At 33.4% G+C, this 20084-nt stretch carries 16 protein-coding genes and 1 pseudogene; 5 read left to right on the top strand and 12 right to left on the bottom strand.

Going from position 1 to position 20084, the window contains the following annotated elements:
* The 8 genes from HMPREF3058_RS02750 to cntK all read right to left on the bottom strand — a co-directional run.
* The coding region (locus HMPREF3058_RS02750) for an ABC transporter ATP-binding protein (RefSeq protein ID WP_070731124.1) at positions 1 to 527 on the bottom strand (527 nt) is incomplete at its 3' end.
* The gene (locus HMPREF3058_RS02745) at positions 520 to 1335 is read right to left on the bottom strand and encodes a staphylopine uptake ABC transporter ATP-binding protein CntD (protein ID WP_002487499.1); all 816 of its coding nucleotides are present in this window, start codon (positions 1333 to 1335) and stop codon (positions 520 to 522) included. The genes HMPREF3058_RS02750 and HMPREF3058_RS02745, both read right to left, overlap by 8 nt.
* Entirely contained in the window at positions 1322 to 2200 is an 879-nt protein-coding gene (gene opp1C, locus HMPREF3058_RS02740) for a staphylopine uptake ABC transporter permease subunit CntC (RefSeq protein ID WP_002446855.1), read from the bottom strand. Before opp1C ends, HMPREF3058_RS02745 begins: the two co-directional genes overlap by 14 nt.
* The gene (gene opp1B, locus HMPREF3058_RS02735; protein WP_002446854.1) at positions 2197 to 3132 is read right to left on the bottom strand and encodes a nickel/cobalt ABC transporter permease; all 936 of its coding nucleotides are present in this window, start codon (positions 3130 to 3132) and stop codon (positions 2197 to 2199) included. Before opp1B ends, opp1C begins: the two co-directional genes overlap by 4 nt.
* Before the next feature lie 12 nt (positions 3133 to 3144).
* On the bottom strand, positions 3145 to 4743 hold the full coding sequence (cntA, locus tag HMPREF3058_RS02730; protein ID WP_002494027.1) for a staphylopine-dependent metal ABC transporter substrate-binding lipoprotein CntA: 1599 nt from the start codon (positions 4741 to 4743) through the stop codon (positions 3145 to 3147).
* A gap of 50 nt (positions 4744 to 4793) precedes the next feature.
* Positions 4794 to 6086 carry a staphylopine biosynthesis dehydrogenase gene (gene cntM / locus HMPREF3058_RS02725; RefSeq protein WP_002495333.1) on the bottom strand — a complete coding sequence of 431 codons (1293 nt, stop codon included), beginning with the start codon at positions 6084 to 6086 and terminating at the stop codon, positions 4794 to 4796.
* The gene (cntL, locus tag HMPREF3058_RS02720) at positions 6079 to 6894 is read right to left on the bottom strand and encodes a staphylopine biosynthesis enzyme CntL (protein ID WP_002495334.1); all 816 of its coding nucleotides are present in this window, start codon (positions 6892 to 6894) and stop codon (positions 6079 to 6081) included. Before cntL ends, cntM begins: the two co-directional genes overlap by 8 nt.
* Positions 6891 to 7730 (bottom strand): histidine racemase CntK, encoded by an 840-nt coding sequence (gene cntK / locus HMPREF3058_RS02715; RefSeq protein WP_070731119.1) that lies wholly within the window; start codon positions 7728 to 7730, stop codon positions 6891 to 6893. The genes cntL and cntK overlap by 4 nt, the downstream gene beginning before the upstream one ends.
* Positions 7731 to 8301: 571 nt before the next feature.
* Between cntK and HMPREF3058_RS02710 the strand changes: the two genes are divergently transcribed.
* The 5 genes and pseudogenes from HMPREF3058_RS02710 (at position 8302) to HMPREF3058_RS02690 (ending at position 13344) form a co-directional block, all read left to right on the top strand.
* Entirely contained in the window at positions 8302 to 8874 is a 573-nt protein-coding gene (locus HMPREF3058_RS02710) for a DUF5067 domain-containing protein (protein WP_070731116.1), read from the top strand.
* 44 nt (positions 8875 to 8918) lie between these two features.
* Complete coding sequence (locus tag HMPREF3058_RS02705; RefSeq protein WP_002491267.1) at positions 8919 to 10403, top strand: DUF6583 family protein; 1485 nt, start codon at positions 8919 to 8921, stop codon at positions 10401 to 10403.
* A 158-nt stretch (positions 10404 to 10561) separates the two neighbouring features.
* Positions 10562 to 11723: pseudogene (locus tag HMPREF3058_RS02700) on the top strand (ABC transporter permease).
* Entirely contained in the window at positions 11720 to 12640 is a 921-nt protein-coding gene (locus HMPREF3058_RS12080) for an ABC transporter permease (RefSeq protein WP_002491279.1), read from the top strand. Before HMPREF3058_RS02700 ends, HMPREF3058_RS12080 begins: the two are co-directional and overlap by 4 nt.
* A gap of 14 nt (positions 12641 to 12654) precedes the next feature.
* Positions 12655 to 13344, top strand: coding sequence for an ABC transporter ATP-binding protein (locus HMPREF3058_RS02690; protein ID WP_002494563.1), 690 nt, complete (start codon positions 12655 to 12657; stop codon positions 13342 to 13344).
* A 127-nt stretch (positions 13345 to 13471) separates the two neighbouring features.
* Here the strand turns inward: HMPREF3058_RS02690 and HMPREF3058_RS02685 are convergent, their stop codons facing one another.
* The 4 genes from HMPREF3058_RS02685 to HMPREF3058_RS02670 all read right to left on the bottom strand — a co-directional run bounded on the left by HMPREF3058_RS02685 (position 13472) and on the right by HMPREF3058_RS02670 (position 19824).
* The gene (locus HMPREF3058_RS02685) at positions 13472 to 14245 is read right to left on the bottom strand and encodes an acetoin reductase (RefSeq protein ID WP_002494562.1); all 774 of its coding nucleotides are present in this window, start codon (positions 14243 to 14245) and stop codon (positions 13472 to 13474) included.
* A 168-nt stretch (positions 14246 to 14413) separates the two neighbouring features.
* Positions 14414 to 15790, bottom strand: coding sequence for an MFS transporter (locus tag HMPREF3058_RS02680; protein ID WP_002470566.1), 1377 nt, complete (start codon positions 15788 to 15790; stop codon positions 14414 to 14416).
* 28 nt (positions 15791 to 15818) lie between these two features.
* Entirely contained in the window at positions 15819 to 18836 is a 3018-nt protein-coding gene (locus HMPREF3058_RS02675; protein WP_070731113.1) for an NADH-dependent flavin oxidoreductase, read from the bottom strand.
* Between the two features lie 82 nt (positions 18837 to 18918).
* A complete protein-coding gene (locus HMPREF3058_RS02670) occupies positions 18919 to 19824 on the bottom strand; it encodes an FAD:protein FMN transferase (RefSeq protein WP_032605270.1) in 906 nt (301 codons plus the stop codon).
* Positions 19825 to 20084 lie beyond the last annotated feature (260 nt).

Here is a 20084-nt window from a genome sequence, read left to right as displayed (position 1 = left end):
TATACTATAAATTCAACTTTGCAACAGAACCATATATAATCTGGTTGCATACATATCGCACGTGCAATAGCTACACGCTGTGCTTCTCCACCTGAAAGCATATGTGGATAACAATACAAACAATCAGATTTTAACCCTACTTCACGTAGTAACGCTGTTACATACTCTTCCATATTCTCCTTTGATGTACATCGACACTGATTCATTACTTCAAACAAAATATCTTTGACAGTATGAAAAGGATGCAAAGAAGAAGTATAGTCTTGAAAAACCGCAGCAATTCGATGACGTCTCACTTTTTTTAAATGAACAGGCTGACCGTCCAACGTCACTTGTCCTTGATCTGGTTTTTCTAGTCCTAAAATCATACGACTCAACGTAGACTTTCCACTTCCACTTTCTCCAATAATTGCTATTGATGCACCAGTGGGGCAATCAAATGACACGCCTTTAACTACAGGAATACGTTTACCACGAAATATTGATTTTTTTCCATAAAATTTAATAACATTTTGAACCTTAAGCATTGAAATCACCCCTCAGCACTAACTGAAAATAATCATGAATTGTCTTTTTAGTAGATAATAAATAAGCTGTATAGTGATGACGAGGTTGTTGTAATACCATATTTGTTCGACCTTCTTCTATCACGCGACCTTCTTTCATAACTACAACACGATCTGCAATTTTATTAATCACTGTGAGGTCATGAGATATAAAAATCATGGCGCAATCAAAATGTTGTTTTATATCTTTAAAAGCATTGATGACTTCATATTGTGTAATGGTATCTAATGCTGTGGTAGGCTCATCAGCAATAATCAATTTAGGTTTCAATGCCAATGCTAGTGCAATCATCATACGTTGAAGCATCCCACCTGACAACATGTAGGGATATGCTTTTAATAACGAGCGGGGATCTTTCAACTTCATATACGTCATATAATGAATGAGTTCTTGTTTTATTTGTTGCTTTGATAATGTCGTATGTGCACGCAAAGTTTCAATCATTTGCTTCCCCACTTTAGTTGAAGGATCAAATGCTCGTGTTCCTTGTTGCATAATCATAGCAATATCTTTACCACGAATTTTGCGTAGTTGCTTTTCAGTTATTGTATTTAAATTTTGATGTTCAAAAAAGATATCTCCACTTACAGATAAACGTTGAGCATTTAAACCTATTAATGCTTTACAAGTAATCGATTTTCCGCTTCCACTTTCTCCAATAATACCTAATGTTTCACCACATTGAACTGTGAAATTCACGTTATCAACGAGTGTCTCATCTGACCATGTGTCCTTAATTCTTAAATGCGCTACTTTAAGCAATGTCATGTGCTTTCACACCTTTCTTCAATGCCAGTCGTTTCTCTTTAGAGGACATACGAGGATCAATCGCCATTTGTAAAGCATCTGATAAAAAGTTAAACGCCATTACAATTATGACGATAGCCACACCTGTTGTCATCATCATTCCAGGATGTGTGAACATTACTTTTCGTGCTTCATTAAGCATCATCCCCCATTCGGCTGTAGGTGCCTTAACACCTAATCCAAGGAACGAGAATCCTGACATTTGTAATATCATTGAGCACATCGAACTACTAGCAATAATCGCTATGTCAGTAAAGGTTAGTGGCAAAATATGTTTGCGAATGATTGTTAAATCATTCATACCAATTACTTTGGCAAATTTTACATGATCAGCTTCAATATATTGCATTACACTGGTTCGAATCACGCGACAAAACCACGCCCATCGAGTCAATATAAACGCAATAATAATATTTTCTACACCCATGCCAAACAACGTAATCAATGCCAATGTCACCACATAGCTTGGAAAAGCTAACATCACATCGCATATACGCATAATTATTGCATCGATATAACCTGGGAAATAACCTGAAATAAACCCAAGTATCGCTCCTATCACAACGGAAATAATCAATGCGACAAATACATATAACAAACTAGGTCTTATGGCGTATATTATCCGTGTTAATACGTCCCGGCCTAAATGGTCTGTCCCCAACCAGTGAGACCAACTTATACCAGCAAATTTATTTGCTGTATCAATGTGATTCGGTTCATAAAATGTAATTAAAGGAGCTAAAACTCCAAGCACTACGTAGATTGTAATAATAGCTATAGCAACTATGGCACCTCTATCTTGAAATAGACGACGTAACACAATCATTTCATTGCCTCCCTTAAACGCGGATTTAATATTGCATTAATGATATCTGCAAGTGTATTAAAAAGAATAAACAACACCGCGACAATGAGCACGTATGCTTGAATTACTGGAAAATCATGTTCAGTAATCGCTTTAACACTTAATGGTCCTAAACCTGGCCACGCAAATACATTTTCAATAACGACTAAACCTCCCATGATCATTGGTATCGACATACAAAAAATAGATACGGCTACCTGTAATGCATTACGTAATACATGCAGCAACATTGTCAGACGAGGTACACCACTAGCTTTTAAATACAAAACATAATCTTCATTTAATTGTTCAAGCATAGATCGTCGGACATTTCTAAAATAAATTCCTGCATAGGTAATCGTAATAACAAAGACTGGAAGAATATAACTTTCTGGACCTGTGAGTCCTGAAGTTGGTAATAAATTGAGTTTTACAGATACATAAATAACTAATATTGAAGCTACCCAATATGAAGGCAGAGCTGTTAGTAGAAAAGCTATTGAACGTATAGCACGATCTGTAAATCGACCACTAGTCAAAGCACTCACTATGCCTAGAACAACAGATGTTATCATCACCACCACACTGGAAATCAAAGTGAGTTTTAATGTATTCATAAACGCTGGACCCATACGCTCAGATACTGGATCCCCTGTGATATAACTCGTTCCAAATTTAAACTGCAAGGCATCAACAAGCCAATTTTTATATTGCGTGAATATCGGTTGATTTAATCCATATTTTTCTTTAGTTTCAGCTATTAAATCTTCTGTTATATTAGGTGTTCCTTGGGCATGTAAAATTGTTACTGCTGGATCTTCGTTTGTGAGATAGGTCATCATGAAAGTCATAAAAGTCACTACAATTAATAATGGAATCATGAGCGTAAGACGTTTCATAATAAATTTAACCATGACGACGCTCCTTTATTTATATTGCATTTCATTAAATGGAAGCTCATATTGTGATTGTGTAAAGGATAATTTTTGTAAATCTTTAGGTGCAACAACAGTCATTCTGCCGTGAGTAATTGGAATAAAGACACCTTCATCGTCAACTTGTTTTAAAATTTGCTGATACGCTTTTGAACGTGCCTTTGCATCTTGAATTTTGAAAGCATCATCAATATCTTTGTACAGTTGTGTCTTATTCTTAATACCTAATGTTGCACTTTCATATCCCGTTTTCGTCTTAAATGCTGCTAATGTACTCTGAGGATCATATAATAGCCCCCATGTTTGATTAAACATTAAATCGTAATCACCAGAACTACGACGTTCAGCTACTTTATCTGACGTTTCTCCGTTTATATCTAGTTGTACACCTAACTTCTTAAATTCTGCTTCTAAGAATTCAGCTTGTTCTTTTTGACTGGAAGACCCTTTGTCATAATACAACTTAAGATTCAAATCTTTGCCCTCTTTTTGACGAACTTGTCGATCTTTTGAAAGCACCCATCCAGCCTTGTCTAATAACGCTTGCGCTTTTTTCTTATCATATGTTCTTGTTGGTAAATTAAAGTTTATATCTGTCACATTTTTAGCAAATAGTTGTGTGGCTGGCTTTTCTTGTTTGTCTAAAATATCTTGAGCTATTTTATCTCTATTTACCATGTGACCTAATGCTTGTCTGACTGCTTTATCACTGACTGCACTATCTTTCTTACCAGAATTAACAACAAGCATTTTTGTATTCATAGCCTGGCTACGTTTTACTTGGTAGCTTCCGGTTTCTTTTAATTGTTTTAAACTATCTTTATCTAAGCTGTCTGTACCTCTATCATCTGTATAAGCAAAGTTGGTTTCTCCTTTTTTCATTGATAAAAATGTTGTTTCTCCTGCAGGTTTAACTTTTGCTTCTACTTTATTTAATTTTGCCTTTTCTCCCCAATATTGATTATTTTTATTAAACTCTGCAGATATATCTTTTTTGTGTTCACCCATTTTAAATGGTCCTGTACCGTCAAATGATTTCACACCATCTTTGGTTGTGCCGTGTTTAAAATCTTTAGGCGATACAAAAACGTATGGTCGTGGCATAGCTAGTTCTGCTAACGCAGGTTGATAAGCTTCCTTCAAATGTAGTTGTATCGTATACTTATCCTTAACTTTGACATCATCAATCAGTGTTGAAAGTCTTAACCATGAATGTAGTTTCTTATTTTGTTGTACTGCATCGATGTTTTTCTTCACTGCATCTGCATCAAATTTCGTACCATCATGAAAAGATACATCATCCCTTAAATGAAACGTATATGTCTTACCATCAGGTGAAATGTCCCATTTTTTTGCTAATAATGGCTTAATACCATCCTTGGTATTGCGAACTAACGGCTCATAAATCATACTTTCTGCTGACATTGAACCTCCATAAACATGGGGATTCATATCTCCAATATCTTTGACAGTTGTATATGATAATACTTTATTCTCTTTTTTCTCTGTTAGTTCTTTGTTATTTCCACAACCGGCTAAAATAATTCCAGATACAAAAATGACTGTACTTAGTTTTGTGAGTTTATTCATTGCTTTCCTCTTTCTTTTCGAAAATATGTAAACTTATATCATTACGTTTTTTATTTATAAAAAGTTAAGTAGTTCGTCACTAACGCTAAATCCTGTTTAAAATGATGTAATTCGAATTGCCTTGATAGTTGTTGATGTAAATGTGTGTCACAGTATTGTTTAACAGTATTTTCATAACGTAATAACAATGTGTCAATCATCGGTGTTGCAACGTTTAATGCTCTTCCAATCGCTTGAATTATCAAAGTACGATAATAATCTTCACTCGGCATGCGTGGTATATGTATGACTCCTTGTTCATCAGTATCAACATGTTTGTATGGTACGGCAGAAAAATCAAAATATGCACCTTGATCGTCCGGATTAGAAAACGGATCGATTAAAATTGCTGTATATCGCACATAAAGTAGATACTCTTGATGAATAGCTGGTAAATTTTTAAAGTTTTCAATATCTACTTCGCGCATGGTCTCATAACGTATAGGGTAGTTTTCTTTCACCATAAACTTTAGAAGATTGACCGAAGGTACCTTTAATTTTTTTAATATCATCATCATTTCTTGCCACATTAATCGCATTTCGTGTATTAAGGTCATTGTGATTGGACCCTCTGGAAATAGCTTATATACATATACTGGTACTTTCGTCCCTTCAAATACCGCCTTTAATGAAAATTGATTCATAAACAATGGTGGGTGTACATAAAGTGAACTATTATGTATCTCCGCATGTAGTGGTGTGTCCATCGTTGTTAATTCTATATTCAAATAGTCAAATAAAGACTTAAGCTTACACAACGTCATAGACTGAGATTGAGTCGAACCTACGAATAATTTTGATTTAACTCGTGTGGTTAGGACACAATGTGGTTGTGCTTTATCAAATATTCGGGTATCGCCTAGATAAGTGGAAAATGAAATCACTTCACCTTCACATTGAACATCTGATAGTAATTGCTTAACAAGCATATGTGATCCTAATGTTGGTGAGACCAAGATGATTTGCTTAATACGCTTTAATGTGGACTTAGATAATTGCTGTAATATCGGTCGATACGCATCGGCAGTACATGCTAAAATCACCACGTCATAATATTCAGTAATATCTTTAACATCTTTAAAAAAATGTCTAACCGTAAACTTACCTGAAAAACACTGATGTGCATCATTTTGAGTCATTACTGAAAAAAAGCCGTCACGTTGATAAGCATCAAAGACTCTCTTAGATTTGGTTGATGCATGAACGCGACTCACCATATCAACTATATGTTCTCCATGTAAATGACATAGTCGAGCAAGTTGAATAGCGACCGGTCCACTACCAACCATTAATATTTTAGACATGTTCAACACCAACTTTTGATGCCACTTTACAATAAAGTGCAATATCAAAAATCTGCTTCGGTCGTGTTTGTAGTTCTTCACATCGCCACTGTGTTTCGTCAGTTGCTTGAGATGGATAATTAAACAATGCTTTTATATCATCACCGTATCGCATAGCTACAACAACTTCATCATTCGTCAATGTGTAAAGTTCATTCAAAATGTCATATTTGATAGGTATCGTCGAACTGAATATAATATGTGTCACAGATTGGATGTCTTCTAATTGATCAACTGTTTGATTACTAATAACGATATCTTCATTTGGCGCTAGTACATTGACGACACGTTGCCCTAAATCAACTGCTTCCGAATCTATATCTATACCAATGACCGCAGCGCCAGTTTCTTTAGCAACTTGAATCAATGTCATAGGATATGCTCCCGAACCAATCAGTAATAATTTGTCATTTTTTCCAATTTGCCATCTTCCGAATTCTTCATTAATGCAATGCTCTATATTTTCGAAATAACCTGACGTGGTCGCCCTACCATTCAACAAACGTTGTGCGCGAATGACTTCTACTTGTTTCACACATTTTGCTGATACCTCTTGAAGCTTCTTGGTTAAGCTCATTTTTGTTTCTAAATCGTTCCATGTTAAATAGTGATGCTCTGCCAAAGGTTGAAGTATCCATTGACTGTATTCATCAATCAAATTTTCTAAATCAACAATATGCCGACTATCTTCCAAAACGAGTTGATGTAAGTACGTAAATTGTTCTAAATAATATTGTAATTGGTTCTCTATTTTTGTATGATCATTCATATTTGCGTCATTGTCTCCTGTTCTATATATGCTTGTCCTGTTGCGACAGTTGAAACTTGACCCTTAATCGTTGTTTGGTATTCATTTTGTCCAGACTTTCTGGATGAGACAATAATACTGCCTCCGGGTTGGTTAACTAGGTAATCTTGAATATCATGATCTGTTAGATAATTAACTAACACACCGATAGAAGCCGCTCCTGAACCACAGCTATTTTCCCAGATTAAGCTATCTATTTTAGGTATATGTATCAGTGGATATATGAATTGTTTATCTTGTTGAAAAAGCATGACGCCAATCGTTTTAAATTGTTGATGCCATGTTTGCGCACTGACAAAATCTTCCACGCGCTGTTTCATTGCTAAATCTACACCATCACACATCAACACGTAATGAATGTATGTATCGTATCTAATTTCAAATGCTTTAAACTGTTGGTCCCCTAATTTCACAAATCTTTCCTTAACTTGATGTACTTTTGGCATAGTCACTTCATAATGTTGCGAATGAACTTTACACTCTACAGGATGAGAACATCCCGAAACTCTTAATTGAAATTGTTGATGCTGTATCAATAAACGTTCTTTTAAATAGTGAATGTAAGACATAGTCGCATTACCACAAAATTCATTTCCACTCATTACCAAGTGATAGTTATCCCCATTTTCATAGTTTACTGATTCAATGAACCCTACTTGTTCACAACACACATGTGTTGTCGCCATCAACTGATGTGCAATCGCTGCGTATTCGCTCGGTTGATGCTTTGAATGAACAAGAATTGTCATATTTCCAGATGGATTATATTTTGAAAATTCGACCACTTGACGTTGCATAAAACACTCCTTTTTATTGTAAATTTTTAAATTAAATTGTTAATAAAAATGATTAACCTCATAAAAATCAATAACTTAAAATAATTGCATAAAACAAATCGTAATTGTTACGATTTGAGAATTATATTAAACGAGGCACATACAGTTGTCAATATAAATGATAATTATTTTCAATTAAGAGAATAAAGTGAAATGAATATTCTTATAAATATCTACGATAAAAAGTACATATGTCTATATTTAAAAACTTGGTTGATACGCTTTAAATGAATTTAAATTCAATTATCATCTGAAGTGTTTTTATTAGAGAATATAAGCAGAAAAAGTTTAACTAAATTAAATGAAACAAAATTATAAAAAAATATATAAATACTAACAATATTTTAATTATCTTCTATGTTGGCAATTCTATAGATTTCATAGAATATTTAAATAAAAGTATTACTATTAATCAATACAAATGATATACTTAATATCGAAAATATCCATTATATTATTATATTGAATTATTATTAGGATATTTTACATTTAAATATTTATTTTATTTCTTATTTACGGGAGGATATTAATAATGAAAAAAGTATTAGCACTATTATTTGCGTCAACACTCATTTTAGGAGCATGTGGGGACAAAAATGACGAATCTAAAAATGATTCTTCATCTAATTCTACAGATAGCGTTTCTGTAGACAAAAATGACAATGAAGATAAAACAACAGCGAAATTCAAAAATGATAAATTAACAACAGACAATTTTGATATTGAAATTTTAGAAGCCAAAACTGTCAAAGCATCTGAGTACGATGATGACAAGAAACCAAGTATCGCTATCATCTATGGTGTTAAAAATAAAAAAGACAAAGATTTAACAGCATCTTCAGCATTTATCGAATCATTTGATATTTATCAAAATTCTAAAGATGTTAAGAGAAGATTAGAAATTGGCGGTGGATATGATACTGATTTAAAGGAAAAATATGAAGAAGATATGGATAACAAAATTAACAAAGATGGAAAAGTAAAAGGTGTTATGTTCTTTAAATTGAAAGACACTAAAACACCAGTAACACTTGAAGTTAAAGATCCAAATCATAGCAATAACGAAAAAGTGGGTACTAAAGAATTTAAAATTAAAGAAAAATAAAAATATAGATATGTAGACATAGACACAATTTGGGAGGATATTTAATGTCTCAAAAAATTAAAGTTATAGTGCCTATCGTACTTGGATTAATCATTCTTTTGGGGATTGCTTGGGGTGTATATGCCTTTGTAACAAATACACCTAAAAATGCATATTTACTGAGCGAAAAAAAGACCGCTAAAAATGTAAAATCTTATGTTGATCATCGTTTTAGTAACGAAAAGAAATTCCAAAAAAAATTAAAAGATAATTCATATGTTAATACGTATGATCTACATGCTAATGCATCTAAGGAATATCTAAAAGATCTTGGTTTACCTAAAACTATTTTAGATAGTTCTAAAATAACTGGAACTATCGGTCATGATCCAAAATCAAATAAAGGAATCATGAGCGTATCACCTAAAATATTAGATAAAGATATTGGTAAGTTCCAATGGACAGCAAATGATTCAACTCAATTCTTCGAATCACCCTTATTCAAGAAAAAGTATAGCGTCAAAAACTCAGAACTATTAGAAACAGCTGCTCAAATCTTTGATGAAGATCCTTCTGACTATAAAGAAGAGGGACTTTCAAATGCAAACTTTGATCTGAATAATAAATTGGGTATTGTTCATTCTCAACAAGAAGATGTTGAAAAACTGATTAAGCGATATACAGATTTAGTCATCGATCAATTAGAAGATGATGACTTTGAAAAAGGTAAAAAAGAAAAAGTTAAAATTGACGGTGAAACAAAAAATTTAAAACCTATCACTTTAAATATAAGTCGTGATAAAGCTAAAAAAATCACTGTCGCAGCATTAAAAAAAGCTAAAAATGATAAAGAATTACAACGTTTATCAAGCATTAATGAAAAAGAGTATAAAAAAGAAATCGAAGAGCAACTTGAAGATGCTCAAGATAAACAAACTAAAGAATTTCCAAAAATTAAATCAACTATCTACCAACAAAAGCATCAAATACTAAAACGTAACATCACAATTACTGATAGCGACGGTGAAAAAACTACTATCAAAGGCACGAATGTGATAGATGACAATATCGAAGTCGATTATAAAGTAACTAGTGATGGAAACACACATAACATTAAAGGATCTTCTAAGAAAGATGGAAAGCATTATAAAGATGACTATAAATATAGTGGTGACGTAGACTATGAACGTCTAAATGTTCATTTAAATAATAAAGAGAGCGTAAAAGATTCAAAACGTAAAGATACTGGAACTATTACTATCGATAATGCTATCGATCATTATAAAGTAAATTATGAAGACAATTTAGAAACAGACGCTAAAAATAATCTTCAAAAACAAACATTAAATATTGGATTTAAACTAGACGAAGAGCCTATTAATATTGTTATCAATGCTAATTCAAAACTTAAAGAGCGCATTGATTTTAATACCGATAATGCAACGGACTTTAATTCATTATCTAAGAAAGATAAAGATAAATTATCAGATGAAATTAAGGATAAACAAAAAGACATTGTCAAATCAGTCTTTAAAAAGCTAGATGATTAATTCATAGAATGCTAAGCGATTGAACGACAATGACTTTCACCACCTATAAAAGGTAGGTCATATACTGGTTAATCTCACGGGGTGGGACTCACATTCAATTAAAACTTTACGAATGATAGTCTCACCCCTTTTATCTTGAATTCGCTAGGAGTGGTCACTTGAAATCTTTCAAATTGTTTCATATATACCACTCATTTTTACTTAAAAAGTGGTATCTATTTTTATATTTAATATTGATATTATTGACGCTCATCGTAACTTTAACAACTATCCAGCACATTAATCAAAATGATTCAAAATTTAATATTGGTATCGTTGATAAAGATCATTCTAAAGAAACAAAACTAATTTTAAACACTGTGGGTAAAGGCAACAATCTTGGCAAAAATGCTGCTCTCAAAACTTATAATGAGAATCAAGCGCAACATCTGCTTAAACAGAATCAATTACAAGGATACTTTGTCTTCGACCGTGGTATGACCGATACTTTTTATAAAGATGGTAGCCTTCCTATAACTATTTATACATATGATGAACAATCAAGTAACAGTGTCGTGGTTAATCAATTAACACGCTCAGTTTATGACCGTTTAATGTTATCAATGGGCGGTGTGCTAAGCTTTAATCAATTAGCTAAAGATCCTTCAAATGAAGACGTAGCAATGACATTGATTGATATGTTATTTACCGGTTTAAATCGTTCAGGTTCATTTAATTTTGAACCCATACATATTTATGACACCAGTAGTTATTATGTAGTCACTGGATTTCTTTTGTCTATCTTTATATTGTGTTTATCACTTTATACAGTACTAAAAATGAATCAAGAAACTGCACTCAAAGAACGCTTGCAAATGTTTCATTTTTCCTTTGAAAAGCTCACGATAGTTCGAGGTATCATTGCATGGTTTTATTCACTCATATGGGCATTTATTGGCTTTATCTGGATTACTCATGCTCTAAATGCCCCATTTGAAAAATACAATTGGCCAACGGTAGCTTTACAACTCACTTATTACGTTACTCGTCCTATGCTTATTACTTATAGACTTAATTACTCGTTCATGGATAAACTTTCTACTCAAATTATTACTTAGCTTTGTTATCGTTATTTTTTCTGGGATAATTATCCCTACTATCTTCTTTAAACACATGCTTAATGATGTAATCATTGCACAACCATTTAGTTTGGTTACTAATCAAATGTTAGAAATAACACTCAATAACTATATTTTAGACACACATCCAGCATTTTATTTAAGTTTTATTACACTATTGATACTATTCATCATTGTTTTAGTATGGAGGTATCGCCGATGAAACCATACATTCAACTCGTCATTAAGAAACAATGGTTACAATATGTGTTTCTTATTAGCACGATACTAATCGCTTTAGGAACTCTATGGTTAGGACAAAAATTGGCTCAGCAAAATTTTAAAATACCTATCGCCATTCAAGATATGGACCATAGTTCCGCTTCGAAAAAATTAATTAAAGATATAGAGCAAAATCAGTATGTAACAGTAAAACATTTATCTCATGATGATTTTTATATTGATGATTTGGTAAAAAAGAAAGAAGTCATTGCAAGCCTTGAAATACCTAAGGATTTCTCAAAACACCTTAAAGATAATGATTTAAATAAGACTCTTCCATTATATAGCAGAGATGATTTTATAGGACATATTGCTATGGAAATAATCAGTCGATCATTATACGAACAACAAATCCCTAATATTATTCATGAACATCTTGATGATATGAAACAACCACAATCCTTAGATAAAGTGAAACAATCTTATTATTCTCATACACCTCAATCTAAAATAAAAAGTGTAGCTATCAATAAACATGCTCATCAATCCATTTCAATTGGCATTGTATTTGTTGTCGTCATCTTTGTAAGTGTTATACAAATCCTATTACATCAACGTCTTAAACAGAACGCACCTCTCGGAAGATTATATTTGGCACCTTATAGTCAACTTAAACTATACTTGACTTATATCAGTGTACATGTGGTCATACTGATGCTCATGCTATTGATGATTAGCCTTTTTATGCATCAACCATTAAGCATTCTTTTCTACTTAAAAACACTAATTATAGTTTTATTTTATGAGGCAGGTATTGCTTTATTACTTTTTAAAATTAATGTCCTTAGTCACCGTATATTTATGGCTATTATTTATACAGTAGCGATAGGTATCATATATTTATGGATTCAATTGTAAAGGAGTCATATTCAATGATAGATATTCAAAATGTTTCCAAAAGCTATAAAAAGAAGCATATTTTCGATTCCCTAGATATGCAATTTCAAAATCATAAAATTACTATTTTATTAGGTGAAAATGGTGCTAGAAAATCTACATTATTGCGTTTAATTGCAGGTATTGAGAATGCAGACGAAGGACGTATTCAATACTTCAATCAATATTTATCAAGACGTCGAATACGTCATATTGTAGGCTATGTCCCTCAAGACATCGCACTATTCGAGCATATGACTGTCATGGAGAACATTGAGTTTTTCAAGTCACTTTGTGAAAATCCTATTTCAGATGAAACACTTCATTCTTATTTATCACAATTAAACTTTACTGATACAAAAGTGAAAGTATCTAACCTTTCTGGGGGAAATAAACGTAAAGTCAATATTATGATAGGTCTACTTAGTCGGCCTAAAATACTTATTCTAGATGAGCCAACAGAAGGCATTGATTTAGAATCAAGATATGATATTCACAACTTATTACAACAAATGACCGATCAATGTTTAAACATCATGACGACACATCATTTAGACGAAGTTGAAGCACTAGCAGATGATATTAAAGTTATAGGTCAAAATCCTTTTTATCATGATATTTTAGAAAATAAAGGTTGGTCTTTTAAAAAATATGCAAATGCCTTAGCTGATAATACGAAATCTTAAGCTGTACTTTCACTCCATCACTTCATCAATATTTAACATCAAAAAGGCTTGCCCTTTCGTCGTATATTTCTCGATTGAAAAGGCAAGCCTTAATAAATTTTATACACATTTATTTATCGTGTCTAACTTATCTGTACACTAATCCACCATCAGTTAAAATGGATTGGCCTGTAATATAATCAGAATCATTTGAAGCTAAGAATGATACTAAGTTCGCAACATCTGATGGCTCTTGATATCTTCCAAGTTTGATTTCTGAAGAAAATGCTTCAAACGCGTCTCCTATTTCTAGACTATCATCAAGTTTCACCATTTCTTCATCAATACGATTCCACATTTCAGTTTTGGCAACTCCTGGGCAATAAGCATTTACGGTAATGCCTTTGTCTGCTAATTCTTTAGCAGCTGTTTGAGTGAAGGAACGTACAGAGTGTTTTGTAGCTGAGTAAGTGCCGAGTACTTCATAAGATTCATGTCCTGCAATACTACATGCGTTGATAATTTTACCTTTACTTTTTTGTTTAATAAATTGGTTAGCAGCTGCTTGAATTCCAAACAATGTACCAAATACGTTAATATTAAATAACTTAGATAATTCCTCTTCACCAATTTCTAAAATTGGCGTCACTGCATCAACACCTGCGTTATTCACCATGACATCTAATTGACCAAATTCTGTAACTGCGAACTGAACTAATTCTTCCTGTTCTTTCTTTTTAGATACATCACTCTTGTATGCGACAGCTTGATAACCTTTTTCTTTGAATTCTTTCTCAGTTTCTAATAGAAGTGCTTCATTAATATCTTGTAATACTATATTAAACCCATCGTTAGCAAGACGTTCTGCAATACCTTTACCTAATCCACCTGCTGCACCTGTTATAATTGCTGTTTTACTCATATCTATCTTCCTCCTTATTTATCATCTACCCTTTAAACATGGTGGTAGTAATAAGATTGGGAAATGTCAAATGTTGTTTATATATTTGTCGAAAAGTTGTTGTTTTTATGCATTATTAAATACAACTTCAAAATACTAACACTGCTTTTTACTGCAACAAAATACCTTTTAAATATCTACATTCTTTTTAGGAATTAAACAATACGCCGCAATAAATGCGATAAACACTAAACCTGCACCCACGATAAATGCGATGGTAGCTGCTAAATATGGCGGGTGATTTACAGATAATGCTGTATATATTGTTGTCACAACAGCGATACCAAATGCTGCACCTAGTGTAGAAGTCATTTTGATAATTCCTGATGCAGTACCTGCTTTTTCAGCTGGAACATTAGATACAGCAGTAGATAGGGCGGGAGTAGCAAAAAATCCTAATCCTAGACCTATAAAGATAAAGCCAATACATGCCACAATATAATAAATCATATTAGGCAAAGAAGTGAATGCTAAAAGTATAATACCAACAGTAATTGATACCGGACCTAACATCAATGGCAATTGCGGTCCTCTTTTTTGCATAAAACGTTCACCAACACGAATCATTAACAAACTACACAGCATATATGGAATTGTAATTAAACCGGCTTGTGCAGCTGATAGATGTTTATCGTCTTGAACATAAATATTAAATAATGCTAATGAACCAATATCCATGTTCACCATCAAGTTGGCTAATGTTGTTCCAATATAAACATTATTTGAAAATAAACTTAAATCTATAAAAGGTTCATCTTGACGTTTTTCAAATATATAAAATGCAATTAATGTCACAATGAATATAGCAATTAATATCAATATAAGAGGATTTAACCATCCAATTCTATCTCCTTGCGTAATCACTACGTTAATGCTTAACATCATGACAACAAAAATAATGATTCCAACGATATCAAATTTTTTATTATATGCAGACTCATCTTTAGATTCTGGTATACCTCTAAGCAATATTAAGGCGATAATTGAAAAGATGATTGACAACACGAAAATCCATCGCCATCCAATAAATGTAGCTATAATTCCAGCAAATAGGGATGCTAACCCTGTTCCACCATAGGATCCGAATGACCAATAACTAAGTACCTTTTGTCTTTCTTCACCTTGGAAGAAAGAATTAATTAACGCGATGGTTGCTGGAAGTAAGCATGCCGCAGATAAGCCCTGTAAAACACGCCCTAATAATAATAAAATTGGTGCATGCGAGATGATCAATGCAATAGAGCCAAGTATACTTAATATTAGACCTGCATTTGTGATTTTAACTCGACCTATTTTATCAGATAATCCCCCTGCTACGACTATAAATACACCTGTTAAGAGTGATGTCAGACTGACCGCAATATTAACAATACTCATATCTACATGATAAAAACGTTGAACATGTGGTGCGATATTCAAAAAAGACTGTGCAAATAACCAGTATGTGAGAATCCCTAAGATAATCGCTACAATTAGTTGTTTCCCTTTATTAAACTGTTCGCTCATCGTAAGTGGCCTCCTACTCTTCCGTCATTTATTTCGTTACAGCACTTTGACCTGCAATGCGACCAAAAGTAAAAATATCTGCCAGTGCATTTCCACCTAAACGGTTACCAGCATGAATACCACCGGCAACTTCACCAGCCGCATATAAACCTTCAATGATATGACCTTCAACATCTATAACTTGTGCATGCGTGTTTATTTTTAAACCACCCATAGTATGATGTATTGCAGGTTTACGTGGTGTCGCGTAGAATGGTGCTTTTTCAATTTTTAAATCAAATGCATTTTTATTGAAATCCTCATCTTGTCCTTGTTCTACGAAGGTATTATATCTTTCAATCGTGTTCACAAAAGTAGTTGTATCAATGTTTAATTTTTGGGCTAATGCTTCTAAGGTATCTGCTTTTACTAAAGTGCCGTCTTCTAATTCTTGATTAATTTTATCCTCAGTTGTATTCATAGCTAGTGCTTTAATATTTGCATCTGCAATAATATAGAAGATACCGTCTTTTTGTTCTAATGCTGCCTTAGATAATACATCTCTACTTTCAAATTCGTTAACAAAACGTTGTCCTTCCTTATTAACGAAGACAAAGTTTGAAGGTGTTACGATTAATCCAGTAAATAATGCACCTGTCTTCGGATCAGAAATCGGCATCATTTGAGAGAATCCCATACCTACGATGTCAGCGCCTGCCTGCACACCTAAACGTATACCATCACCTGTAATTGCAGGAGAATTCGTTGTCTTAATGTCATCAGGAATATTATCCCAATACGTATTATATTGTTGTAGCATTTTTGTATTCGCTCCAAAGCCACCAGTAGCCAACACTACACCATGACGTGTATGAATCTTCACTTTAGCACCATTTGCTTTACGTGCTTCAATACCAACAACTTGATTACCTTCTTTGATTAACTTTTCTGCAGTAGTTTCTGTAAAAATACGACCATGATTATGTTTAACGTAGTCTCCTAAATTTTCAATGTACTCTAAACCTTGTGCTTTCATTGGTTTATGACCACGACGCCATAAAGCACCCACAGGCATATCTACAAACGAACGATCAAAATGTACACCTTTGTCTTTCAACCAGTATACAGATTCCAAAACGTTATCTGTGAGTGTTTTAACTAAATCATAATCACCTGATATTTCGACATTATTACGATCTTTACGTTTACCACCTAAATATGTTTGAATACGATGTAATTCGACAGAATCAAAAAGATATTCATCTTCATTACTGCTATTTTCAAGATAGTCTTTAATTTGACGTTTTAAAGTATTGAAATCTTCAATGTAAGCTTCATCTATATCATTTTCATCATGATTTAATAACTGTATGAGTGTCTCTTTTTCACCAGCAAGTGCCGGGAATGCATTTTGCCATTTAGGCTCAGCAGCGTTGACTTGACCACCTGTACGGATAGTATTGCCACCTATCGCCGCAAATTTCTCAAGCATGATGACTTCTTTTCCTTCATCTAATACCGTAGCAGCTGCACTGAGTCCGGCACCTCCTGTACCGATCACAACGACGTCAGTCGTCTCTTCAACGACCTCATCAGACCACTGAACGACTGGTTTAGGACGCGCCCGTAAAATATCTGGGTCTTCTCCTGCTTGTTCAATTGCATCTGCAATACCTTGCACGATGCCTTCACTTGTTACTGTCGCACCTGAAATGACATCTACATTCAGTGTTTGCCCATTGATAATATCTTGAGGTAAACGTTCAAACACTGGGTTCGCTATGCCTTCAGACTCTCCGCTATCATCTACCTCGATACTTACAATCTTATCTTCTGATAATTGGACTTTCATAGGTAAGTTGCCATTATGACCTTTTGCATAGACATGATACGTACCTTTGTTAAATTTAACTTTTTTATTTTGAAGTGCTTTTAATTTTTCATATTTACGATGCTCTTCTTCTTTATCTAAAATCATAAAGTCCATTACTTTCCATAAAGGGGATGGTATGTGAAGTACTTTCTGATCATGTATATCGACAAATTGTTCTACTTCTTCGTTTTGTGAAATTTTATCTGTCCATTGTGGTTCCACTAAATAGGCTTTCCCAACACTTAAAAGATCATATCCTAGTTCAAGGGCATGTTCTGCATCTTGTCGTTGGGCAATACTACCTACACCAATTAATGGAATTTTTGCCAACTGTGCACTTTGCATTTTGATGTACTTATTAATTAAAGGTTCTGTATCTTCTTGATTCACAATAGATGTACGTTGATAACTGTTTGCTGATATATGGAAGTAATCAGGTTCATATTCTGCTAATGTATTTAGTAAAAACATAGTATCTTCAAAACGTATGCCTGGTTCTTCAATTTCTTCAGGTGAGAATCGATATCCTATAATAAAATGAGAAGCCTCTTTTTCAGCAACGACGTGTTGAACCTTTGTTAAAACTTCGATTGGAAATCGTGTACGTTTTTCACGACTGCCTCCCCATGAATCTTGTCTCCGATTAGAATGTGGAGAGAAAAATTGTTGTAATAAGTATGTGTTGGCGCCATGAATTTCGACACCATCAAACCCCGCTTCTATAGCGCGACGTGTAGCCTCTCCAAAGTCATCAATCATCTGATTGATTTGAGCATGTGTCATTTCTCTAGGTGGTACAGCATCAGGTCTTAATGCTGCAATGGGGCTCGCAGATATCGGCTGCTCTCCTTCATTAAATTTAGGATTTGCCATTCTTCCGGCATGATAAAGTTGCAAAATCGCTTTTGATCCCTTAGCTTGAATCGCTTCTGCTAAACGTTTGAGTCCATGTATTTTGTCATCATTATCAATACCTATAGCTCCCGGAAATCCTCGTCCGTGATTTTCAACAAAACAACTTTCAACAATGATTGCTGAAGCATCACCAGCTCTAAATTGATAATAATCAATCATTTCTGATGTAACACTTCCATCAAAATACCCAGCTTGGATAGTCATGGGTGCCATTAATACTCTATTTTTTAATTCGGCACCACATTTAAATTTAAAAGTATCGAATATTTCCTTACTCATAGCAAATCCTCCTAGTTTTTTGTGAATATTTTCACATTATTGCTTAAAAATAAAATACTCTTCATGAGTATTCTTTAAATTTTTATAAATACTTTTGCATTTTCGAAGTCATTAAAACGCTTCCATCTCTTGTCACAATAATGCCTTCAATACCGTCAATGAGATTTAATAATTCAATATTTTTTTGTGACTGACCAAAACTACAAATTGTACTCCATACCTCGCCATCAATCCCATGATCAGATATGATTGTCACGCTAGCGATATCATTATCTACAGGATAACCTGTTGTTGAATCCAATATATGATGAAATAATTGATTTTCCTGTATGAAGTAGCGTTCGTAGATACCTGATGTGACAACTGATTGATGCTCTACGCTTAATGTAACGAGTGGTAGTGCATCCTTATGAAATGGATTACGTACACCTACATGCCATTTTTCTAATGTTTCAGGTTGTCTACCAATTGTTAAAACATTACCACCTAAATCGATAATGGCAGAAGATACACCATGAGATAAAAAGTATTGCTGTAATTGATCAGCAAAATAACCTTTAACTATGGCTCCTAAATCAATCTCCATTCCTGATTGTGTAAGAAATACTTCATGTGTTTTTGAATTTAGAACAAGATTTTCAGGATTCATACACAATAAAGCACGTTGTATATCCACTTCTTTAGGTTTCAATGCATCTTTAAAACCAATTTTCCATAATTTGACTAGTGGCCCTATCAAAATGTTCATCTTAAAATTAGAAGATAATGTAGTTTCATAACCATAACGTATCATGTTAAAGATTTCAGAACTAACCTTGACTGGTGCGATACCTGCATGTTGATTCACATTCATCAAATCTGATTTCGGATCATTAGCACTAAATTGTGATTCCCAAGCACGAATTTTTATTTCAGCTTCTTGAAGTAATGTATCCGGATGTTGATGCTCAATCGATAAACGTATCACCGTCCCCATTGCTTTAATCATTAGCGTTTTCACCTTTTGACTCCCCCTTTCCACCTATTCCACAACGCTAATATGTATATAAAAATTAAAATCTACTTTTAAATAAAAATGATTACTTTAATATCTACATTTACATTAACATAATTTCAAATATTTGGTTTTTGCTTATTTAAATGTTCACAATTATATCAAATATTAATCAAAGAATAAATTTTACTCTTTTAAATTATGCTTCTTTGAATCTTTTTAATAAAAAAAGAGTGGAACAGAATCCATACAGA

It is taken from the genome of Staphylococcus sp. HMSC068G11 (assembly GCF_001815825.1).
GTDB classification, from domain to species: Bacteria; Bacillota; Bacilli; order Staphylococcales; family Staphylococcaceae; genus Staphylococcus; species Staphylococcus epidermidis.
Note: the sequence above shows the minus strand (reverse complement) of the source record. Positions and strands in the feature narration are given on the sequence as shown.

Excerpts from the sequence above, each read along its gene's own strand:
- HMPREF3058_RS02745 (WP_002487499.1), bottom strand. The coding sequence starts at position 1,335 with ATGACATTGCTTAAAGTAGCGCATTTAAGAATTAAGGACACATGGTCA.
- opp1C (WP_002446855.1), bottom strand. The coding sequence starts at position 2,200 with ATGATTGTGTTACGTCGTCTATTTCAAGATAGAGGTGCCATAGTTGCT.
- opp1B (WP_002446854.1), bottom strand. The coding sequence starts at position 3,132 with ATGGTTAAATTTATTATGAAACGTCTTACGCTCATGATTCCATTATTA.
- cntA (WP_002494027.1), bottom strand. The coding sequence starts at position 4,743 with ATGAATAAACTCACAAAACTAAGTACAGTCATTTTTGTATCTGGAATT.
- cntM (WP_002495333.1), bottom strand. The coding sequence starts at position 6,086 with ATGTCTAAAATATTAATGGTTGGTAGTGGACCGGTCGCTATTCAACTT.
- cntL (WP_002495334.1), bottom strand. The coding sequence starts at position 6,894 with ATGAATGATCATACAAAAATAGAGAACCAATTACAATATTATTTAGAA.
- cntK (WP_070731119.1), bottom strand. The coding sequence starts at position 7,730 with ATGCAACGTCAAGTGGTCGAATTTTCAAAATATAATCCATCTGGAAAT.
- HMPREF3058_RS02710 (WP_070731116.1), top strand. The coding sequence starts at position 8,302 with ATGAAAAAAGTATTAGCACTATTATTTGCGTCAACACTCATTTTAGGA.
- HMPREF3058_RS02705 (WP_002491267.1), top strand. The coding sequence starts at position 8,919 with ATGTCTCAAAAAATTAAAGTTATAGTGCCTATCGTACTTGGATTAATC.
- HMPREF3058_RS12080 (WP_002491279.1), top strand. The coding sequence starts at position 11,720 with ATGAAACCATACATTCAACTCGTCATTAAGAAACAATGGTTACAATAT.
- HMPREF3058_RS02690 (WP_002494563.1), top strand. The coding sequence starts at position 12,655 with ATGATAGATATTCAAAATGTTTCCAAAAGCTATAAAAAGAAGCATATT.
- HMPREF3058_RS02685 (WP_002494562.1), bottom strand. The coding sequence starts at position 14,245 with ATGAGTAAAACAGCAATTATAACAGGTGCAGCAGGTGGATTAGGTAAA.
- HMPREF3058_RS02680 (WP_002470566.1), bottom strand. The coding sequence starts at position 15,790 with ATGAGCGAACAGTTTAATAAAGGGAAACAACTAATTGTAGCGATTATC.
- HMPREF3058_RS02675 (WP_070731113.1), bottom strand. The coding sequence starts at position 18,836 with ATGAGTAAGGAAATATTCGATACTTTTAAATTTAAATGTGGTGCCGAA.
- HMPREF3058_RS02670 (WP_032605270.1), bottom strand. The coding sequence starts at position 19,824 with ATGATTAAAGCAATGGGGACGGTGATACGTTTATCGATTGAGCATCAA.